The sequence below is a fragment of the Micromonospora sp. NPDC049559 genome (assembly GCF_040676675.1).
GTDB lineage: Bacteria > Actinomycetota > Actinomycetes > Mycobacteriales > Micromonosporaceae > JBFAPK01.
In genome coordinates, this window is the sequence record NZ_JBFAPK010000005.1 from 214,449 (window position 1) to 231,105 (window position 16,657).

At 73.2% G+C, this 16,657-nt stretch carries 18 protein-coding genes; 6 read left to right on the forward strand and 12 right to left on the reverse strand.

The features are described from left to right. Window positions 1–55 precede the first annotated feature (55 nt). From AB0J86_RS09765 to AB0J86_RS09780, 4 genes are all read right to left on the reverse strand, one after another. On the reverse strand, window positions 56–871 hold the full coding sequence (locus AB0J86_RS09765) for an ABC transporter permease (protein WP_363855205.1): 816 nt from the start codon (window positions 869–871) through the stop codon (window positions 56–58). After that, the gene (locus AB0J86_RS09770; RefSeq protein WP_363855208.1) at window positions 868–1,857 is read right to left on the reverse strand and encodes an ATP-binding cassette domain-containing protein; all 990 of its coding nucleotides are present in this window, start codon (window positions 1,855–1,857) and stop codon (window positions 868–870) included. Before AB0J86_RS09770 ends, AB0J86_RS09765 begins: the two co-directional genes overlap by 4 nt. 198 nt (window positions 1,858–2,055) lie before the next feature. Further along, a complete protein-coding gene (locus AB0J86_RS09775; RefSeq protein WP_363855211.1) occupies window positions 2,056–3,693 on the reverse strand; it encodes an acetolactate synthase in 1,638 nt (545 codons plus the stop codon). Window positions 3,694–3,898: 205 nt separating this feature from the next. Beyond that, window positions 3,899–4,672 (reverse strand): enoyl-CoA hydratase-related protein, encoded by a 774-nt coding sequence (locus tag AB0J86_RS09780; protein WP_363855214.1) that lies wholly within the window; start codon window positions 4,670–4,672, stop codon window positions 3,899–3,901. A 360-nt stretch (window positions 4,673–5,032) separates the two neighbouring features. Here AB0J86_RS09780 and AB0J86_RS09785 point away from each other — a divergent pair, with 360 nt between their 5' ends. Further along, complete coding sequence (locus AB0J86_RS09785) at window positions 5,033–5,503, forward strand: DUF6232 family protein (RefSeq protein ID WP_363855217.1); 471 nt, start codon at window positions 5,033–5,035, stop codon at window positions 5,501–5,503. A 100-nt stretch (window positions 5,504–5,603) separates the two neighbouring features. On the opposite strand, the gene AB0J86_RS09790 is transcribed toward AB0J86_RS09785, so the two are convergent. Both AB0J86_RS09790 and AB0J86_RS09795 read right to left on the reverse strand, forming a co-directional pair. After that, window positions 5,604–7,070: a PrsW family intramembrane metalloprotease gene (locus AB0J86_RS09790; RefSeq protein WP_363855218.1), complete on the reverse strand. Its 1,467-nt coding sequence runs from the start codon at window positions 7,068–7,070 to the stop codon at window positions 5,604–5,606. A 218-nt stretch (window positions 7,071–7,288) separates the two neighbouring features. After that, complete coding sequence (locus AB0J86_RS09795; protein WP_363855223.1) at window positions 7,289–7,846, reverse strand: hypothetical protein; 558 nt, start codon at window positions 7,844–7,846, stop codon at window positions 7,289–7,291. Between the two features lie 126 nt (window positions 7,847–7,972). Here AB0J86_RS09795 and AB0J86_RS09800 point away from each other — a divergent pair, with 126 nt between their 5' ends. Further along, window positions 7,973–8,452 carry a DUF6232 family protein gene (locus AB0J86_RS09800; protein ID WP_363855225.1) on the forward strand — a complete coding sequence of 160 codons (480 nt, stop codon included), beginning with the start codon at window positions 7,973–7,975 and terminating at the stop codon, window positions 8,450–8,452. A 147-nt stretch (window positions 8,453–8,599) separates the two neighbouring features. After that, on the forward strand, window positions 8,600–9,943 hold the full coding sequence (locus AB0J86_RS09805) for a nucleotide disphospho-sugar-binding domain-containing protein (RefSeq protein WP_363855228.1): 1,344 nt from the start codon (window positions 8,600–8,602) through the stop codon (window positions 9,941–9,943). Here AB0J86_RS09805 and AB0J86_RS09810 read toward each other — a convergent pair. Together AB0J86_RS09810 and AB0J86_RS09815 are read right to left on the reverse strand one after the other, a co-directional pair. Continuing rightward, on the reverse strand, window positions 9,940–10,464 hold the full coding sequence (locus AB0J86_RS09810; protein WP_363855230.1) for an OsmC family protein: 525 nt from the start codon (window positions 10,462–10,464) through the stop codon (window positions 9,940–9,942). The genes AB0J86_RS09805 and AB0J86_RS09810 overlap by 4 nt on opposite strands. 61 nt (window positions 10,465–10,525) lie before the next feature. After that, window positions 10,526–11,113: a YbhB/YbcL family Raf kinase inhibitor-like protein gene (locus AB0J86_RS09815; RefSeq protein ID WP_363855233.1), complete on the reverse strand. Its 588-nt coding sequence runs from the start codon at window positions 11,111–11,113 to the stop codon at window positions 10,526–10,528. Between the two features lie 300 nt (window positions 11,114–11,413). On the opposite strand from AB0J86_RS09815, the gene AB0J86_RS09820 reads away from it, so the two are divergent. Then, window positions 11,414–13,231 (forward strand): M48 family metallopeptidase, encoded by a 1,818-nt coding sequence (locus tag AB0J86_RS09820; RefSeq protein ID WP_363855235.1) that lies wholly within the window; start codon window positions 11,414–11,416, stop codon window positions 13,229–13,231. Between the two features lie 58 nt (window positions 13,232–13,289). On the opposite strand, the gene AB0J86_RS09825 is transcribed toward AB0J86_RS09820, so the two are convergent. The 4 genes from AB0J86_RS09825 to AB0J86_RS09840 form a co-directional block, all read right to left on the reverse strand. Then, window positions 13,290–13,646 (reverse strand): hypothetical protein, encoded by a 357-nt coding sequence (locus tag AB0J86_RS09825; protein WP_363855238.1) that lies wholly within the window; start codon window positions 13,644–13,646, stop codon window positions 13,290–13,292. Window positions 13,647–13,814: 168 nt separating this feature from the next. Continuing rightward, entirely contained in the window at window positions 13,815–14,243 is a 429-nt protein-coding gene (locus AB0J86_RS09830) for a hypothetical protein (protein WP_363855241.1), read from the reverse strand. Between the two features lie 30 nt (window positions 14,244–14,273). Continuing rightward, the gene (locus AB0J86_RS09835; protein WP_363855375.1) at window positions 14,274–14,495 is read right to left on the reverse strand and encodes a DUF397 domain-containing protein; all 222 of its coding nucleotides are present in this window, start codon (window positions 14,493–14,495) and stop codon (window positions 14,274–14,276) included. Between the two features lie 35 nt (window positions 14,496–14,530). Further along, window positions 14,531–15,331 carry a helix-turn-helix transcriptional regulator gene (locus AB0J86_RS09840; protein ID WP_363855244.1) on the reverse strand — a complete coding sequence of 267 codons (801 nt, stop codon included), beginning with the start codon at window positions 15,329–15,331 and terminating at the stop codon, window positions 14,531–14,533. Between the two features lie 450 nt (window positions 15,332–15,781). Between AB0J86_RS09840 and AB0J86_RS09845 the strand changes: the two genes are divergently transcribed. Together AB0J86_RS09845 and AB0J86_RS09850 are read left to right on the forward strand one after the other, a co-directional pair. Then, entirely contained in the window at window positions 15,782–16,087 is a 306-nt protein-coding gene (locus AB0J86_RS09845) for a hypothetical protein (protein ID WP_363855247.1), read from the forward strand. A gap of 3 nt (window positions 16,088–16,090) precedes the next feature. Next, complete coding sequence (locus AB0J86_RS09850; protein ID WP_363855249.1) at window positions 16,091–16,396, forward strand: hypothetical protein; 306 nt, start codon at window positions 16,091–16,093, stop codon at window positions 16,394–16,396. Window positions 16,397–16,657 lie beyond the last annotated feature (261 nt).

Consider the following 16,657-nt stretch of genomic DNA (forward strand, 5'->3'; position numbering starts at 1 on the left):
TGGAGATCCTCTCACGAGGATTTGCCCTAGATCGCGGAGGAGAGGGTCGGGCGGGTCAGATGCGGCGCTTGAAGCCCGCGAGCGCGAGCGGCGCGAAGACCGCGGCGATGCCGGCGGCCCAGAGCAGCGTCTGGACCAGCGGGACGGCGAGCGGGCCGCCGATCAGCAGGCCGCGCAGCGCGTCGGCGAGGATGGTCACCGGGTTGACCTCGACCCACGCCTGGAGCCAGCCCGGCATCGAGTCGGTCGGTACGAACGCGTTGCTGGTGAAGGAGAGCGGGAAGATCACCATGAAGCCGAAGATCTGCACCTTCTCCGGCTCGCTCACCAGCACCCCGACCAGTACCGAGATCCAGGACGCGGCGAGCGAGAAGGCGAGCAGCAGCCCGAACGCCGCGAGTACGCCGAGGGGGCCGTGCTGCACCCGGAAGCCGAGGATCATGCCGACCGCGAGCAGCAACGCCACCGACCAGGCCTGCTTGACCGTGTCGGCGATGATCCGTCCGGCCAGCGGCGACCAGCGGGCGATGGGCAGCGACCGCAGCCGGTCGAAGACGCCCTTGGTGAGGTCGACGTTGAGCCCGAACCCGGTGGTCATGGTCGCGAAGAGCGCGTTCTGCACGATGATTCCGGGAAGCGCGAACCTGAGGTAGTCGCCGGGCGAGCCGGAGATCGCGCCGCCGAAGACGTACGTGAAGAGCAGCACGAACATCACCGGTTGGATGCTCAGGTCGAGCAGCTCCATCGGGTTGTGCTTGATCTGTACGAGGCTGCGCCAGGCGAGGGTCAGGGTGTGGCGCAGCCCGGCCACCGGGGAGACCCAGCGGGTCGGGGCCAGCGCCGGGGTCGGCGTGACGGTGGTGGCGGTCATGCGGTGGTCCTTTCCAGCTGGGTGGGGACGGGGTCGTCGCCGGCCGGTTCGTCCTCGTCGGCGCGGTGCCCGGTGAGGGAGAGGAAGACCTCGTCGAGGCTGGAGCCGCGCAGCGCGAGTTCGGCGACGACGACCCCCGCCTCGTCGAGCCGGCGGACCACGGCGGGCAGCACGCCCGGGTCGTTGACCGGTACGGTCGCCGTGTTCTGGGCGGTCTCGGGTTCGGCCGCGGCGACCGTACGCATCACCGAGATCACCGTGGCCAGCTCGGCGGGCTCGACCGGGCGTACCGCGAGCACCTGTCCGCCGGTCTTGGCCTTCAGCTCCTCCGGGGTGCCCGTCGCGATCACCCGGCCGTGGTCGACCACCGCGATCTCGTCGGCGAGCTGGTCGGCCTCCTCCAGGTACTGCGTCGTCAACAGCACCGTCACGCCGTCGCCGACCAGCCCCCGGACGATCTCCCACAGCTCGTTGCGGCTGCGCGGGTCGAGTCCGGTCGTCGGCTCGTCGAGGAAGAGCACCTGTGGCCGGCCGACCAGGCTCGCCGCCAGGTCCAGCCGGCGGCGCATGCCCCCCGAGTACGTCTTCGCCGCCCGGTCCGCCGCGTCGTCGAGGTGGAACTCGGCGAGCAGTTCCCGGGCGCGGGCCTTGGCCTCGGCCCGGGGCCGGCCGAGCAGCCGGCCGATGAGCAGCAGGTTCTCCGCTCCGGTCAGGGTCTCGTCGACCGAGGCGTACTGCCCGGTCAGGCCGATCAGCTGGCGGACCCGGTGCGCGTCGCGCACCACGTCGTAGCCGCCGACCGTGGCGTGCCCACCGTCGGGGCGCAGCAGGGTGGCGAGCACCCGTACGGCCGTGGTCTTGCCGGCGCCGTTCGGCCCGAGCAGGCCGAGCACGGTGCCGGATCGCGCGGTCAAATCCACCCCGGCCAGGGCGGTCGTCGCGCCGAAGCGCTTGACCAGGCCCTCGGCCCGGATCGCGTGGCTCATGGACAACTCCCGTCGTTACGTGATGTCACCACCATGAGCGACGGCACTGACATTCCGCCGACGCGCCGCTGACACTACGTCGCGTTACAGGGAGTTATCGCTGATATTTGCGTCGATCATGGACTTGTGGTCGGCGATTTGCCCCGATAGAGGGCCTTTGTCGCGACCACAACTCCATGATCGACGGAATGGTGGGGGTCAGGCCAGGTTGGACGAGCGGGGGTACGCGTCGGCCGGGTCGGTCAGCACGTTCACCAGGTACGGCACGCCGGAGTCGAACGCCCGCTCCAGCGCCGGACCGAGGTCGGCCGGCTTCGCCACGGTCTCCCCCGCCCCGCCGAGCGCGGTCACCACGTCGTCGTAGCGCAGTCCGGGTTGCAGGTCGGCGGCGACGTCGTAGCCGTACATGGCGCGCATCGGGTGCTTCTCCAGGCCCCAGATGCCGTTGTTGCCCACGACGATGACGACCGGCAGCTTCTGCCGTACCAGGGACTCGACGTCCATCAGCGAGAAGCCGGCGGCGCCGTCCCCCATCAGCACGCAGATCTGCCGGTCGGGGTGGCTGACCCGGGCCCCCATCGCGTAGCCCATGCCGGTGCCGAGGCAGCCGTACGGGCCAGGGTCGAGCCAGGTGCCGGGGAGCGCCGGTTCGAGGTAGCGCCCGGCGTACGAGACGAAGTCGCCGCCGTCGCCGATGGTGATCGCGTCGCGGGCGAGGACCCGACGCAGCTCGCCGTAGACGCGGGCCGGCCGGATGGGGTCGGTGTCGGCCGCCATCTCCTCGGCCTGGCGGGCCTGCGCGGCGTCCTCGGCCGCGCGCAGGTCGGCGATCCAGCCGGCGTGGTCGGCGCGGTCGCCGGTCTGCTCGGCCAGCGCGGCGAGGATCAGCCGCAGGTCGCCGGCGGGCGCGGCGGCCGGCGCGACGTGCGTGGCGCGCTGCCCGGGCGCGTCGACGATGTGCACGACCCGCGCGTCGTCGAAGTCGCCGAAGCTGAGCCGGAAGTCCAGCGGCGTACCGATGACCACCACCACGTCGGCGCCCCTGAGCGCGGTGCGGCGGGCCTTGGCGAAGGCGAGCGGATGCTCCGGCGGCAGCGCGCCCCGGCCCATGCCGTTGGTGAAGACCGGCACCTGGAGCGCCTCGGCGGCGGCGCGCAGCTCGGCGACGGCGTCCCCGGCGTAGACGTCCGAGCCGGCCACGATGACCGGCCGCTGGGCGCCGGCGACCAGGGCGGCGGCCTTGGCGACCTCCTCCGGGTCCGGCTCCAGCGGCGCGATCGCCGGTACGCCGGGCAGCTCCGCCTCGGCCACCGAGAAGACGACCTCCAGCGGCAGGTCGAGGAAGGCCGGTCCCCGGTGCGGGCTGAGCGCGGCGGTCAGCGCGGTCGTGACGGCCGCGGGGATCTCGTCGGTGGCGCCGACGGTGGCCGCGTGCTTGGTGACCGGGGCCACCAGCGGCACGTGGTCGATCTCCTGGAGGCTGCCGGAGCCCCAGCGGAAGGCCGGGGCCCGGCCGCCCAGCACCAGCACCGGCGCGCCGTTGAAGTACGCGCTGGTCAGCCCGGAGATGCCGTTGGTGACCCCGGGGCCGGCGGTGAGCACGGCGAGACCCGGGCGGCGCTGGAGCTTGGCGACCGCCTCGGCGGCGAAGACGGCGGACTGCTCGTGCCGCACGTCGACGACGCGTACCGGGTCCGGCCCGTCGGCCCCGCGGTGGGCGGCGTCGTAGAGCGGGAAGACGTGCCCGCCGGAGAGGGTGAACATCTCCCGTACCCCGAAGGCCCGTAGCGCCGCCAGGGCCAGCTCGCCGCCGTGGCCTTCGATCCGCTGCGTCATCGTCGCTCCCGTCGTGCCCCGGCTCGTGGTGTGCCGGGTTGTCGTGTGCCCGATGGGAGGCAGGTTACCGCCCGGTCAACTAAGACGTGAGTTTGACTCGCCTTCGGTCTCCCGGGGGTCGCCCGTCCGCGCCGCCTCCGGGTCGTCCATCCCCGCCGCCTCCGGGTGACCCGTCACGCCCGGTGCCGGGAACGCCCGTCCCCGCTCAGCGGCCGGTGAAGTCCGGCTTCCGCTTCGCCACGAACGCCTCCATCCCCTCGCGCCGGTCGTCGGTGGCGAACAGCGCCGCGAAGAGCTGGCTCTCCCAGGCCAGGCCGGAGGCGAGGTCCATCTCCAGGCCGCCGTCGACCGCCAGCTTCGCCGCGCGCAGCGCCTGGGCCGGCCCGGTGACGTACGGACGGACCAGCTCGACCGCCGCCGAGTAGACCTGGTCGGCGGGGACCACCCGGTCGGCGAGGCCGATCCGCAGCGCCTCCTGCGCGTCCACCATCCGGCCCGACATGATCAGGTCCTTGGCACGGGCCGGCCCGATCAGGCGGGCGAGCCGCTGGGTGCCGCCCGCACCGGGGATGATGCCGAGCTTGATCTCGGGCTGGCCGAGCTTCGCGTCCTCGGCCACGACCCGCCAGTCGCAGGCCAGCGCCAGCTCGCAGCCGCCGCCCAGGGCGTACCCGGTGATCGCGGCGACCACCGGCTTCGGGATGCGGGCGAGGGCGCCGAGGGCGCTGGAGAGGTCGGCGGCGCGTTCGGCCATCGCCACGTACGACATCTCGGCCATCTCCTTGATGTCCGCGCCCGCCGCGAAGACCTTCTCGCCGCCGTAGACGATGACCGCGCGGATCCCGGAGTCCGCGGTGACCTCGGCCGCGGCCGCCCGCAACTCCTCCTGCACCCGCGTGTTGAGGGCGTTCATCGGCGGCCGTTCCAGCCGGATCGTGCCGATACCGTCGCCGCTCTCCACCCGCACGAAGTCGCCCACGCCTGCCCTCGCTCTCGCTCGCACTCCTCGTACGCGGAGCGTGGGTCCCACCCTCCGCGCCGTACCCGCGACACCGGTCGGCGCCGCGTGCCCCACCCTAGGGCCTGTGTCAACGTCACTGGTCGGCCTGCGGCGGGCCCAGACGGCGCCCGGCGACGTTGCGGTCTCGTCCGGATACAACACCGGTGTCCGGACGAACCGGCGCCTTGCCGGATCACCGCCTGGACTCCGCCTCGACTCGACCGCGACGTCGACACAGGCCCTTGGCCATGCCCCAGCCGGTCAGGAGATCGACGGAACGTGGCGTTGCCGGGTTCGTTGGGTAGGTTGTGGGGTGTCGGACCGATGCGAGGCCCATAGATGATCACTTATTACGACGACAGGTCGGTACGGGTCACCTCCGAGGCGATCCGCGTGGGCGGGCGCAGCTATCCGCTGCGTGGCCTGGCCAGGATCTGGCACCGGCGCGGGCGCCGCTCGTGGCGCAGCCTCGCCGGCCGGGGCGCGCTCGGCGCCGGCATCCTCGGGCCGATCATCGCCGCGATCGTCGGGATCGTCGTCGCCGTGCGGCTCGACGCCTCGCTCTCCGCCACGGTCGTCCTGGTCGCCGCCGCCTGCCTCGTCGGGCTCGCCGCCGGCCCGGTGGCGGACCTGCTGCTGGAGCAGCTCGACCGTTCGTACGCGCGCGGCACGCACGACCTGGAGATCTGGGCCGACTACGGTGGGCGGCCCGTGCTCCTGTTGCACACCCGCGACGCGCTGCGCTTCGGCCAGATCTACCGGGCGTTGCAGCGCGCGGTCGAGCGCGGGCAGCCGGCCCGGACGACCTGACCCCGCCGACCACCCCCACGGGCGGCTCCCGACGGGCGGCTCCCGGCCACCGGCGAACGGCGGGCGACTTCCGGCCAGCGGCCAGCGGTGGCCGGCGGGGTCAGACCCCCTCGGGAAAGATGAGCAGCGCGATCACGCTGGCGAGCCAGATGTAGCCGCTCGCTCCGGTCACGATGGCGGCCAGCAGCAGCCGGTCCGCGAGCGGCTCCCGCCGGCGGAGCGCGGCGACCATCGGTACGGCGAGCAGCAGCGCCGCGAGCAGCACCAGCGCCCAGTGCGCGAGGCCGGCGACCGCGAGGCCAACCACCGTCCAGAACAGCCAGCCCGGCAGGGGGCGCGGCGACGCCGGGGCCGGCGGTACGGCCTCCGCGCCGGTCAGGCTGCGCAGTCCGGTACGGGCCTCGGTCAACTCGGCCCAGGCCCGCCGCACCCGCCGCGACGCCGGCGTCTCGACCGGGTACGGGGCGACGACCGGGTACGCGGGCGTGGCCGGAGACACGGGCGCGGCCGGAGACACGGGCGCGGCCGGGGGCGGGAGTTCGTCGAGCGACTGGGCCAGGCGCAGCTGCGCGCGTTGCAGGCGGCGGGCGGCGCGGGCGGCCGGTCCCCCGTACGTCCGGCCGAGCTGGCGCACGGCGCGCACCCGCCGGCGGACGGAGGCCAGCGTGGCCGCCTCCTCCGGGGTGGCCGCCGCCAGCGCGGGATCGGCGAGCCGCCCGGTGAGCCGGTGCGAGTCGGCGCGGCGCAGCATCGCGAGCCAGCACAGCGCCACCGCCGCGGGTGCCCCCACGACCAGGAAGTAGCCGGTCAGCGCGGCGAAGCCGGGCAGCCCGTCGAGCGCGTCGCTGGCCAGCAGCGCCAGCGGCGAGTTCACGGCGGCGTGCATCAGGCCGGCGAGCCCGAACGCCGCGCCGAGCACCGCCAGCCGGCGTCCCCGGGACCGGTCGGTACGCACCGCGAAGTAGGCGATCCCCGCGCCCGCCACGGCGGTGAAGAGCGGATGGCTGGCCACCCCCGGTACGACGACCCGCAGCGCGAGGATGCGGAACGCCTCGGGGATGTTGTCGGGCAGCGTGTCGTCCGCCGCGTCGAGCACGTAGGTGAGGTCCTCCAGCCCGGCGAAGCCGACCCCGATGACCGCGCCGTAGACCGCGCCCGCGAAGACACTGTTCAGGTACGGGCGGGCCGCGAGCAGCAGCAGCGCGACCCCGGCGCCCTTGCCCAACTCCTCGGCGATCGGGGCGCTGATCGCCGCGCCCCAGTCCGCCGCGAAGAAGGCCCCGAAGGACTTGGCCAGCGCGTTGTCGATGAACCAGCCGGCGCCGGCACCGACCACGATGGCGACGGTGGCCCCCCACCCGAGCGCCAACGTCGCCACCCACCAGGGCCGCCGTGCCACGGGGTCCAGCGTGCGGAGCAGCAGCAGGCTCGCGGCGACGTACGCCAGCAGGGCCGGAATGCTGGCGGCGGCACTGCGCGGCGCCACCCAGACGTAGATGCCGAGCAGCAGTGCCGTGAAGCCGAGCCCGAGCAGGAGCCCGACGAGCAGCAGCCAGAAGGTCGGCATCCGCGCCGGCGACCAGGCCCGGACCCGGGGCGGCGGCGGGACCCAGGCCGGCGGCGGTGGTGCCCATCCCGCCGGTGGCGGCGGTACCCACGCCGGCGGCTGCGGTCCCCAGACCGGCGGCTGGGGACCCCATGCCCCCGGCTGTGGGCCCCAGCCGGCCGGCGGGGCCGGAGCCACCGGTGGGCCGGGCGGCTGGACGGGCGGATTCGCGGGCGCGGTCACGGCGCTGCCTCCTCGGTCACCTTGATGCTCTCCACCGCCGCCCGTACCGCCGGGGGCAGGCCCGCGCAGTCGGGGACCGAGGTGACCAGCACGACCACGCCGACCGAGCCGGCGGTCAGCGCGGTGTAGCAGCCGCGGTCGGCGGAGCCGTCGGTGGCGGCCACCGAGGCGCGCTCGCCGGTGAGCCCGGACTCGGTACGGATCGGTTCGGGCGCGGCGACCGGCCGCATCATGTCGTCGCGTTCGAGCTTGTGCCGGGCGTGCGCGAGGTACGGGTCGGCGGGGCCCCGGAACGAGCGCGCCGTGAGGGTGATCCGCGCTCCGTCGGCGAGCACCACGACGTCGCCGGTGCCGGGGCGGGCGTCGGCGAGGTCGAGGCGGGCGCCGGGCGGCGGCAGGATCGTGGCGCCGTACCCGATGTCGAGCCGTCCCGTCAGCGGCGGTCCCTCGGCGGGAAGCGCCGCCGAGACCAGCCCCGGCACCGCCACCAGCGCGCCGAGGCCGCCGAAGATCAGCAGTCCGTGGAGCGCGTTCTTCCAGCCCGTCGCGGCCACGCCGTACCGCCCTCCCTCACGGACGGGCCACCCCTGCGGTGGACCGGTCTGTACAGGGTGGCAGACGCGCGCCCGCCCGGCGTGCCGCGCATGGCGGCGGCCGGCGATTCCGGGTTGACTGGAGAGATGGCAGTCTATTACCGGGACGACACGGTACAGGTCACCTCCGAGTCGGTCCGGGTGGGCGGCCACACCGTACCGATCGCGGAGTTGACGTACGTCTGGCACGACCGTGGCCGTCCGACCGTGCGGGAGGGCTCCCGGCTGGTGGGGCGCGGCGTCCTGGTCTTCCTCCTCTCCATCCCGCCGCTGGTCGCGCTGGTCTGCCTGGTGTCGCTCGCCTACTCGGCGCAGGACCGGGGCAACTGGCTGGTGGTGATCGCGATCGTCGCGGTCGGTACGGTCGTCGCGCTGGCCCTCACCCCGTTCCTGGAACTGCCGCTGAGCTGGCTGGACCGCTCGTACGACAAGGGCGCGAGCGTGCACGAGCTGTGGGTGCAGCACCGGGGCCAGGAGGTCATGCTGCTGCGCACCTCGGACGCGCTGCGGTTCGGGCAGATCTACCGCGCGGTGCAGCGCGCCGTCGAACAGCAGGGTGAGCGGTAGATCGGGGCCGGCTCGCTGTTGTGCCGATCAGCGTCAAGTGCATGATTGCATCGGAAAATCGGCAAACGTCGCCGCCTCCGGGGGGACGGGTGGGGTCGACGCGATGGAACGTATAGTTTGTTGCATTAGTCCATTTTGGGGGAAGTAATGGCACGACTCGTCATGGCCGCGTCCGCGATCTACCGGCACGTCGAGCCGATGCGGAAGATCGCCGCGGACCTGGTCCGGCGTGGACACGACGTCACCTTCCTGACCGGCTCGATCTTCCAGGAGTACGTGGAGAAGACCGGCGCCAGGTTCGTGCCGTTCACCGGAAGCGCGGACCTCGGCTCGCTGGACCTCGCGGAGATGTTCCCGGAACGGAGAACACTTCCCGAGGGCCCCGAGCGGCTCGCCTTCGACGTCCGGCAGCTCTTCGTGGAGGGCATTCCGGACCAGCACGCCACCCTGCAACGGGTGCTCGCCGAGGCCGGCGAGGAGCCGGTGGTGCTGCTGGCGGAGATGGGCTTCGCCGGGGTGGCGCCCAGCCTGCTCGGCGCCCCGGGCCACCGCCCGGCCGCGGTGATCGGCATCGGCGTGCTACCGCTCACGCTCGGCGACTACCCGCCGTCCGCCGCCGCGCGCGGTGCCGCCGACGCGGCCGGGGACGGCGTCGCGAGCGGTGCCGCGGACGCCAGCGGGGACGACGCCGCCGGCGCGGAGGGACGTGCCGGCGACGGGGCTCGGGAGGAGGTCTTCGGCGCCACCCAGGCCCGCATGGTCGAACTGCTCCGCGAGCTGGGCGCGACCGAGACGCCACCGTTCATCCTGGACTGTTCGGTACTGCTGGCGGACCGCTTCCTGCAGCTCGGCATCGAGGGCCTGGAGCACACGCCCGCCGACGCGCCCGACTCGCTGCGCTTCGTCGGACCGATGCCGTTCGTCACCAACAAGCACCTCGCGCTGCCGGAGTGGTGGGACGACGTACGCTCGGCCGAACGGGTGGTGGTGGTCTCCCAGGGCACCATGACCAACCAGGACTTCGGCGAGCTGCTCGAGCCGACCCTGCGGGCGCTGGCCGACCTGGACGTGCTGGTCGTCGCGACGCTCGGCCGGGACGGGACCCTCGCCGAGGTGCCGGCGAACGCGCGGGTCGCCGAGTTCATCCCGTTCGACCGGCTGCTGCCGCACGCCGACGTGTTCGTCACCAACGGCGGGTACGCCCGGCTCCACCAGGCTCTCGGGCACGGCGTACCGCTGGTCCTCGCCGGTCTCGGCGAGACCCAGACGGAGGTCCGGGCGCGTATCGCCCGTACCGGCGCGGCCGTCAACCTGGCCACCCAGCGGCCGGACGAGTCCGAGATCCGCAAGGCGGTCGAGACGGTCCTGGGCGACCCGAGCTACCGGAGCAACGCCCGCCGCCTCCAGGCCGAGTACGCCGGACACGACCCCTTCAAGGCGATCGCCGACACGATCGACGAGCTGCTGGCGGAGGTGAACTCCCGCGACTAACCCTCGACGCCATCGACGGCGTTGACACCCTCGACGGCGTCGGCGGCCGGAGCGCCCTCGACCAGGATCACCGGCTCGTGGCGTACCGGGAAGTTCACCGAGCTGGCGATGAAGCAGACCTCGTGCGCGGTCGCGTGCAGCGCGGTCGCCTCGGCCACCATCTCCGGGGCGGCCACGGTGACCCGGGGCCGCAGCAGCACGTCGGTGAAGTGACCGCCGTCGCCGCTCTCGACCATCGTGCCGACCGGCCGGTCGGTGTACGCCGTGACGACCACCCGGCCCCGGGCGCAGAGGCTCAGGTACGACAGCATGTGGCACTGGGAGAGCGAGGCGACCAGCAGCTGTTCCGGGTTCCACCGGTCGGTGGTGCCCCGGAACGTCGGGTCGGCGGAGCCGAGCAGCGGCGCCGGCCCGTCGGCGGTCACCTCGTGGTCCCGGCCGTAGACCCGGTAGTTGGCGGTGCCGCTCTCCCCCGCCCCGGTCCAGTCGACGGTCAGCTCGTAGCTGTGGGTCCTCGCCATCGCACCCCTCCGGTCCGATCCTGCCTCTCCGGCACGATCGCACATCGAGGGGTGCGAGGGCTCAGGAGTTGCCGTACCGGCCGGTCAGCGTGCCGGTGCGTACCGCGAGGGCCTCGATCGCCCGGCGCGCCTCGACCCCGTCGACGGCCGCGACCAGGTCGGGTTTGGCCCTGAGCGCGTAGACCGTGAAGCGGTAGTGGTGCTCGCCGCTGGGCGGGCAGGGCGGGGTCCAGGTCGCGCCGCCGGCCGAGTTGGCCGCCTCCAGCACGCCCGTCGGCAGGTCACCCTCGGGCAGCTCCCGCACACCGGCCGGGATGCCGAACGCGATCCAGTGCAGGTACGTGTACCCGGGCGCGTCGGGGTCGTCCACGACCACGGCGAACGAGGCGGCGTCGCCGACCTCCCCGGACCAGGCGAGCGGCGGACGCTTCCCGCCGGCCTTGCAGGTGTACCGCTCGGGTATCCGCTCGCCCTCCGCGAAGGCGGAGCTGGTCACGGTGATCGTCTTCGGCGGCGACGCGGCGGGGGTCGGCCCGCCGCCCGGGCCGCCGCCGTCGTCGCCGTCGCTCCCGCAGCCGGCCAGCGCCGCGCCGGCCAGCAGAAGTACGGCCACCAGCCGGCCGCGTGCCACTCCAGACGTACCGACCATGACCGTTCCTCCCCGGGGCGCTCGGCGGGCCGACCCGACTCAAGCACAGCCTCCGCCCGCCGCGCCGCCCCGGCCGAGCCGCCGTATGCGCTGGTCCCGCTAGCGGCGCGGGGCATGCCCTACGGCCGGCGTCGACGGCCGCCCGTAAGGCGGTTGTGGTGGTCAGACCCGGGCGGTAGCTTCCCTACGCCGCCGGGGCATGTGTCGCAGGAATCTGCCCCGTCACGCCGGATTCGGGCGGCGGCATTCCACGGGAGGATCACCATTACCACGGCTTTTCGCGCCTTCGTCTCGGTCGTCATGCTGGCCGGGTTCTACGTGTTGGCGCTCCTACAACTGGTCGCCGGCGTGGCCCTGGCGGTCTGGATCGGTACCGTCGCCTCCGGCGTCATCGCGGCCAAGCTCGGCGTCGCGGTCTTCATCGCCACCGTCTGGGCGGTCGGCTACGGCACCTGGAAGGCGCTGCGGACCAAGCGGTCCGCGCCGCAGGGGCTGCCCCTGCCCCGCCACGTCGCGCCGTACCTCTGGGGAACCGTCGACGAGCTGGCCCGGGTGGTCGGTACCCGGCCGCCGGACGAGATCTACCTGGTGCCCGACGTCAACGCCGCCGTCGAGGAGCGGTCCCGGCTGATGGGGCTCATCCCCGGCCCGCGCTACATGTACCTCGGCATGCCGCTGCTCCAGGCGTTCACGGTGTCGCAGCTGCGCTCGGTCCTGGCACACGAGCTGGGCCACTACTCCGGCCGGCACACCGCGCTCGGCGGCATCTCGTACCGGGGCCGCCTGGCACTGGAGCGCACGATCGGCTACATCGGCTCGGGCAACGTCGCGGGCTGGGTCTTCCGGGGGTACGGGCGGCTCTACCTGATCGTGCAGAACTCGGTGAGCCGCCGGCAGGAGCTGGAGGCCGACCTCGCCTCGGTGCAGGTCGCCGGCCGGCAGGCCGCCGCCGGCGCGCTGCGCGAGGTCAAGGTGCTCGCCGCGGCCTTCTCGTTCTACCTGGAGCGGTACGTCGGTCCCGGGCTGGAGGCCGGGTACGCGCCCGAGGACCTCTTCGCCGGCTTCGGCGAGCTGCTGCGCGCCCGTACCGACGAGATCGCCGAGCTACGCCGCGACGTACCGGACGGGGAGCGCTCGGTCTGGGACACCCACCCGCCGCTGGCCGAGCGGCTCGCCGCGATCGCGGCAGCGCCCGAGTCGCCGGTGGCGGTGGACAACCGTCCCGCCTGGATCCTGATCCCGGAGCCGGCCAGCGCCGGCCGCGCCCTCCAGCAGCGCATCTTCGACTCGGGGCAGCTCACCACCCTGCCGTGGGAGCAGTTCACCACGGCCGCCGTGAACAACCGCCTGCAACAGAACATGGACGCGCTCCTGCGGGCGATCTCCCGTACCGTCGGCGCGCCGGTACCGCACGTCGGCGCGGTGCTCGACCTCGTCGCCGCGGGCCGGCTGGACGAGCTGACCGCCGGCATCTTCCCGAACGCCACCGGGCCCGAGACGCGCGAGCACTTCGCCGACGCGCTCGCGGCGCTGCTGAGCCTCGCCGCGATCCGCTCCGGCCGGGCGCGCTGGCAGCACTCCTGGAGCGGGCCGGCCAAGCTGGTCGGGGCCGACGGCGCCGAGCTGGACCTGACCGAGGTCGCCGCGCTGGCGCTCGACCCGGCCACCCACACCGAGGCGCGCCGGCAGCTCGCCGCGCGCGGCATCGACGTCGCCGCCGGGCAGCACGTGGAGCAGCGGGTCACCGCCCGCCGGGCCGAGATCTACGCCGGCATCGTCAACATGGTGGTGGACAAGAAGCGTACGGACGTCCTGGTGCTCAGCCACGGCCTGCTGTTGGTGCCGGGTGTCGCCCGGCTGAAGGCGAGCACCGCGAAGCGGCGACTGGCGAACTGGATCAACTCGGGCGATCCGCAGGAGTTGGCGGCGACGGCGGGGAACCGCTTCATCCCGTACGAGGAGATCGTCGCCGCGCCGCTGACGCGGAAGTTCCCCGTGAAGTACGAGCTGACCCTGCACGGCGGTGAAAAACTGGAGGTCCGCTGGGGCGGCGAGAGCGAAGAGGTCGGCGAGGGCGCGGAGATGCTGGCGAAGGCGCTGGCGATGGCGACGAACTGACCGCCGGCCTTCCTTGGTAAGCGTCGATCATGGATGCGGGCGGCGGCTGCCGGGTCGGTCAGGAGCCGCCACCGCCGCCACCGTCGCCGCCGCTCCAGCCTCCGCCACCGCTGTCGCCGCAGCTGGAGCCGCTGTCGTTGTAGCTGGAGCCGCCGCCACCGCCGCCGTAGCCGGCGACGCCGCTGGAGTAGTAGCCGGCGTCGTCGGGTGAATGCTGTCGCCGGCGCGGGGGCACAAGGCTACGTGGGAAGAGGCGGCCGGACCAGTGCCGGTCAACCCAGTCCTCGGCCCGCATTGTGAGCTCCATCAACCCGAGCCCACGCCCCACTGCGGTCCAGATCAGAAGCGCCGTGAGCAACACCCCGACCGGAACCAGCACCAGAAACAGAACCTCCACGGGGACGTACCTCGTCATGTTTCGACGGTAGGTGCCCGCCACCACCACTGCGTCGTCCCCGATCGGCCCGCCCGGCGCCGATCGCGGCGCCGGGCTGAATCTTGACGCAAGTGGCCCCTACAGGGGCCTAAGCTGTCCAACATCCAATGGGTGCGACGTGCGACGCGTCCATGATCGACGCCCGGCTCAGTAGGAGCCGCCGCCTCCGCTGTCTCCGCCGCTCCAGCCGCCGCCGCTGTCGCTGCTGCTCCAACCGCCGCCGTTGCTGCCGCTGTCACCCCAGCCGCTGCTGCCGCTGTCGCCCCAGCCGGAGCCGCTGTCGCTGCGGGAGTCGCTGTCGCTGCGGGAGTCGCCGTAGGAGCCGGGGTCGCCACTGCCGTACGCGCCGGCGCTGCCGCCGAGGTAGTAGCCGGCGTCGTCGCTGGAGCGGTTTCGCCGACGGCCGGCCGTGCGGGTACGCCGGGGCGAGTCGTTGCGGATCGCCCGGCTGGCCCGGGCGGCGGCCCGCAGCTTCTCCTCCCTCGTCACCGGCTCGCGCCGGCGTCGACCGCGCCAGAGCAGGAGCGCCACGAGCAGCACCACGACCGGGATCAGCACCGGGAGATACTTGGTCATGACTCGACGGTAGGCACCCGCCGCCACGGGTCAGCGAAGCTTGGCCCGCTCGACGAAGGCACGCCAGGCGGACGGTGCGAAGACCAGCACCGGACCGTCCGGGTCCTTGCTGTCGCGTACGCCCACCAGGCCGGGCCGGTCGTCCGCCACCTCGACGCAGTTGCCGCCGTTGCCGCTGCTCCGGCTGCTCTTGCGCCACCGGGCGCCGGCCAGGTCCCGCCGCGCGCCGTCGCTCGTTACGTTCCCGTCCATCCCGTCCACGCTGTCGATCTGCCGGTCCGTGCCGGTCAGCTCCATGTCCGCGCCACCTCCGTGATCATCTCGATGGTCTGCCCGTGGGAGAGGGCCTCCGCTCGTACAGATTCCCATGTATCCCGCAGCGAGAGTACGTCCGACGGCATCTCCACGATGTGGCCCTGGAGTTGGTTGTCGAGGTAGCCCACATCGTCGCCGTCCTCCGGCGTGGCGAGCACGAAGGCGCCGTTGAGCCCCGCGTATGCCCCGACCGAGGCCGGCACGACGTGCAGGTGCACGTGGTAGCGCTGGCCAACCTCCACCAGGTGCAGGAGCTGTTCCCGCATCACCTCGGGGCCGCCGACGGGCCGGCGCAGCACGTACTCGTCGAGGACCGCGACCAGGCGCGGTGGCCGCTCCTTGGTCAGCACCGCCTGCCGCTCCATCCTGGCGGCGACCTGCTGCACGATCTCGTCCAGGCCGAACCGGCTGGCGCCGGTGAGCAGGGCGCGGGCGTACGCCTCGGTCTGCAACAGTCCGGGGATGACCAGCGGCTCGTACGACCGCAGCGCCGTCGCCTGCTGTTCGATTTTGACCCACTCGCGGAACCAGGGCAGCAGCACCTCGCGGCTCGCCACCTCGCGGATGCGTTCCAGCAGGCCGTCCGTGGCGAGGCGGGCGTCGCAGCGGCCGGTGAACTCCGGCTTCGGCACTCGCCGGCACTGCTCGACCGCCGCCACCAGCGACGCCGAAAAGTTGATCTCCTGCGCGAGCCCGTCCTGGGTGAGGCCGGCGTTGGTCCGCGCCCGCCGAAGTTCGCTGGCGAAGAGCTCCAATATGGGCCGGTGATCCATCTGCACACTCCTGTACGCGAGCGGTCCGGGTGGCGACGTACGTCCTGGTAGACGCGTTACGACTGCCGAGAGTAGTCCCGAGGTCACAACAATTGGGGGCAGCGGGACCGTCCGGATCCATCGATGGCGGCTCGGGGCCGAAAGGGGCGGCTCCGAACCGCAGGCCCTTCCGGACCCAGACCCGCCGATCGAGCTAAGCCGAGCCGGGACGAGTCGCGGGGCGGGCCGGGACGTTTCCGGCCCGAGTCGCAAGGCGGCCCGAGTCGCAAGGCGGCCCGGCATCGGTCGGCGGGGCAGGGCAGGAAGGGTCGCACCAGGACGGGCGGAACCGCGGGCCGTACCCCGCCGCCCCGGCGGGCCCCGTCGCGCTCCCCGCACCGGGGCGCGCGGGGCGGCGCCGGTCGGCGGCGGGGTACGGCCCATCCAGCGACCGCGCGGAGGAGGGGTGAGATGAGGATTCCGCGACAACCGGCGGGGGACGCGGCCGGACCGGAGCCGCCGGAGACGTTCGTACCGGTCGCCGTCGGCAACGTGCTCCGCTTGACGCCGGGCAACTACGTGTACGGCACCGGCCCGTTGCACGTCGGCGACGGTGAGCTGCGGTTACGGGTCATCCACGTGCCACGGGGCTTGGAGGCGTACGCGGGCGAGTGGGTCTCGATCCTCGGCGTGGAGGTACTGCCGAATGGTGAGGACGGGCGGCACCTGGCGGTGGCCGTACGCTGCCGCCCGCTGGAGCAGCCTGGATCGGGCTGAATCTTGGCACGCATCGGCCCCCAGGAGGGCCCAAACGGTTCAAGATTCAGCCGGCTCGGCACGCGGCACACGCCCTCGCGCCCGCTGTGGATCTGCCGGGTCGACGCGGCGCCCTGGCCCTGCGCCGAGGCGCGACTGTGGCTGACCCGTACACATCGCGAAAATCCCGTCGCGCTGTACGTGTTGCTCGGCGCAGCATTGGCCGAGGCGATGACGGACCTGTACCGGCTCGACGCGTACGGGGCTCCGGAGCCGCGCATCCTGTTCGACCGGTTCCTCGGCTGGACTCCCGCCCGCCGACCGACCTGACCGCTCGTCGCCCCCACGTCCGCCCCGGTACCGCCGACGGCAATCGGCGGCACCGGGGCGTTCGTCGCGCTACGTAACGAGAGGTCTACACCTGACCGAGTGACGCGACGAGGCGGACGACGGCGATCAGGAGGCTCCCCAGGTCGCCGAAAGCCCCGTGGCCGCGGTCGGGACGTTGATCGAATTCTTCACCCAGCCCGAGGCCGAACCGTACGTCTCGTACACGATCCCGCTCTCGAGCGTGTAGATGTACCGCTGACC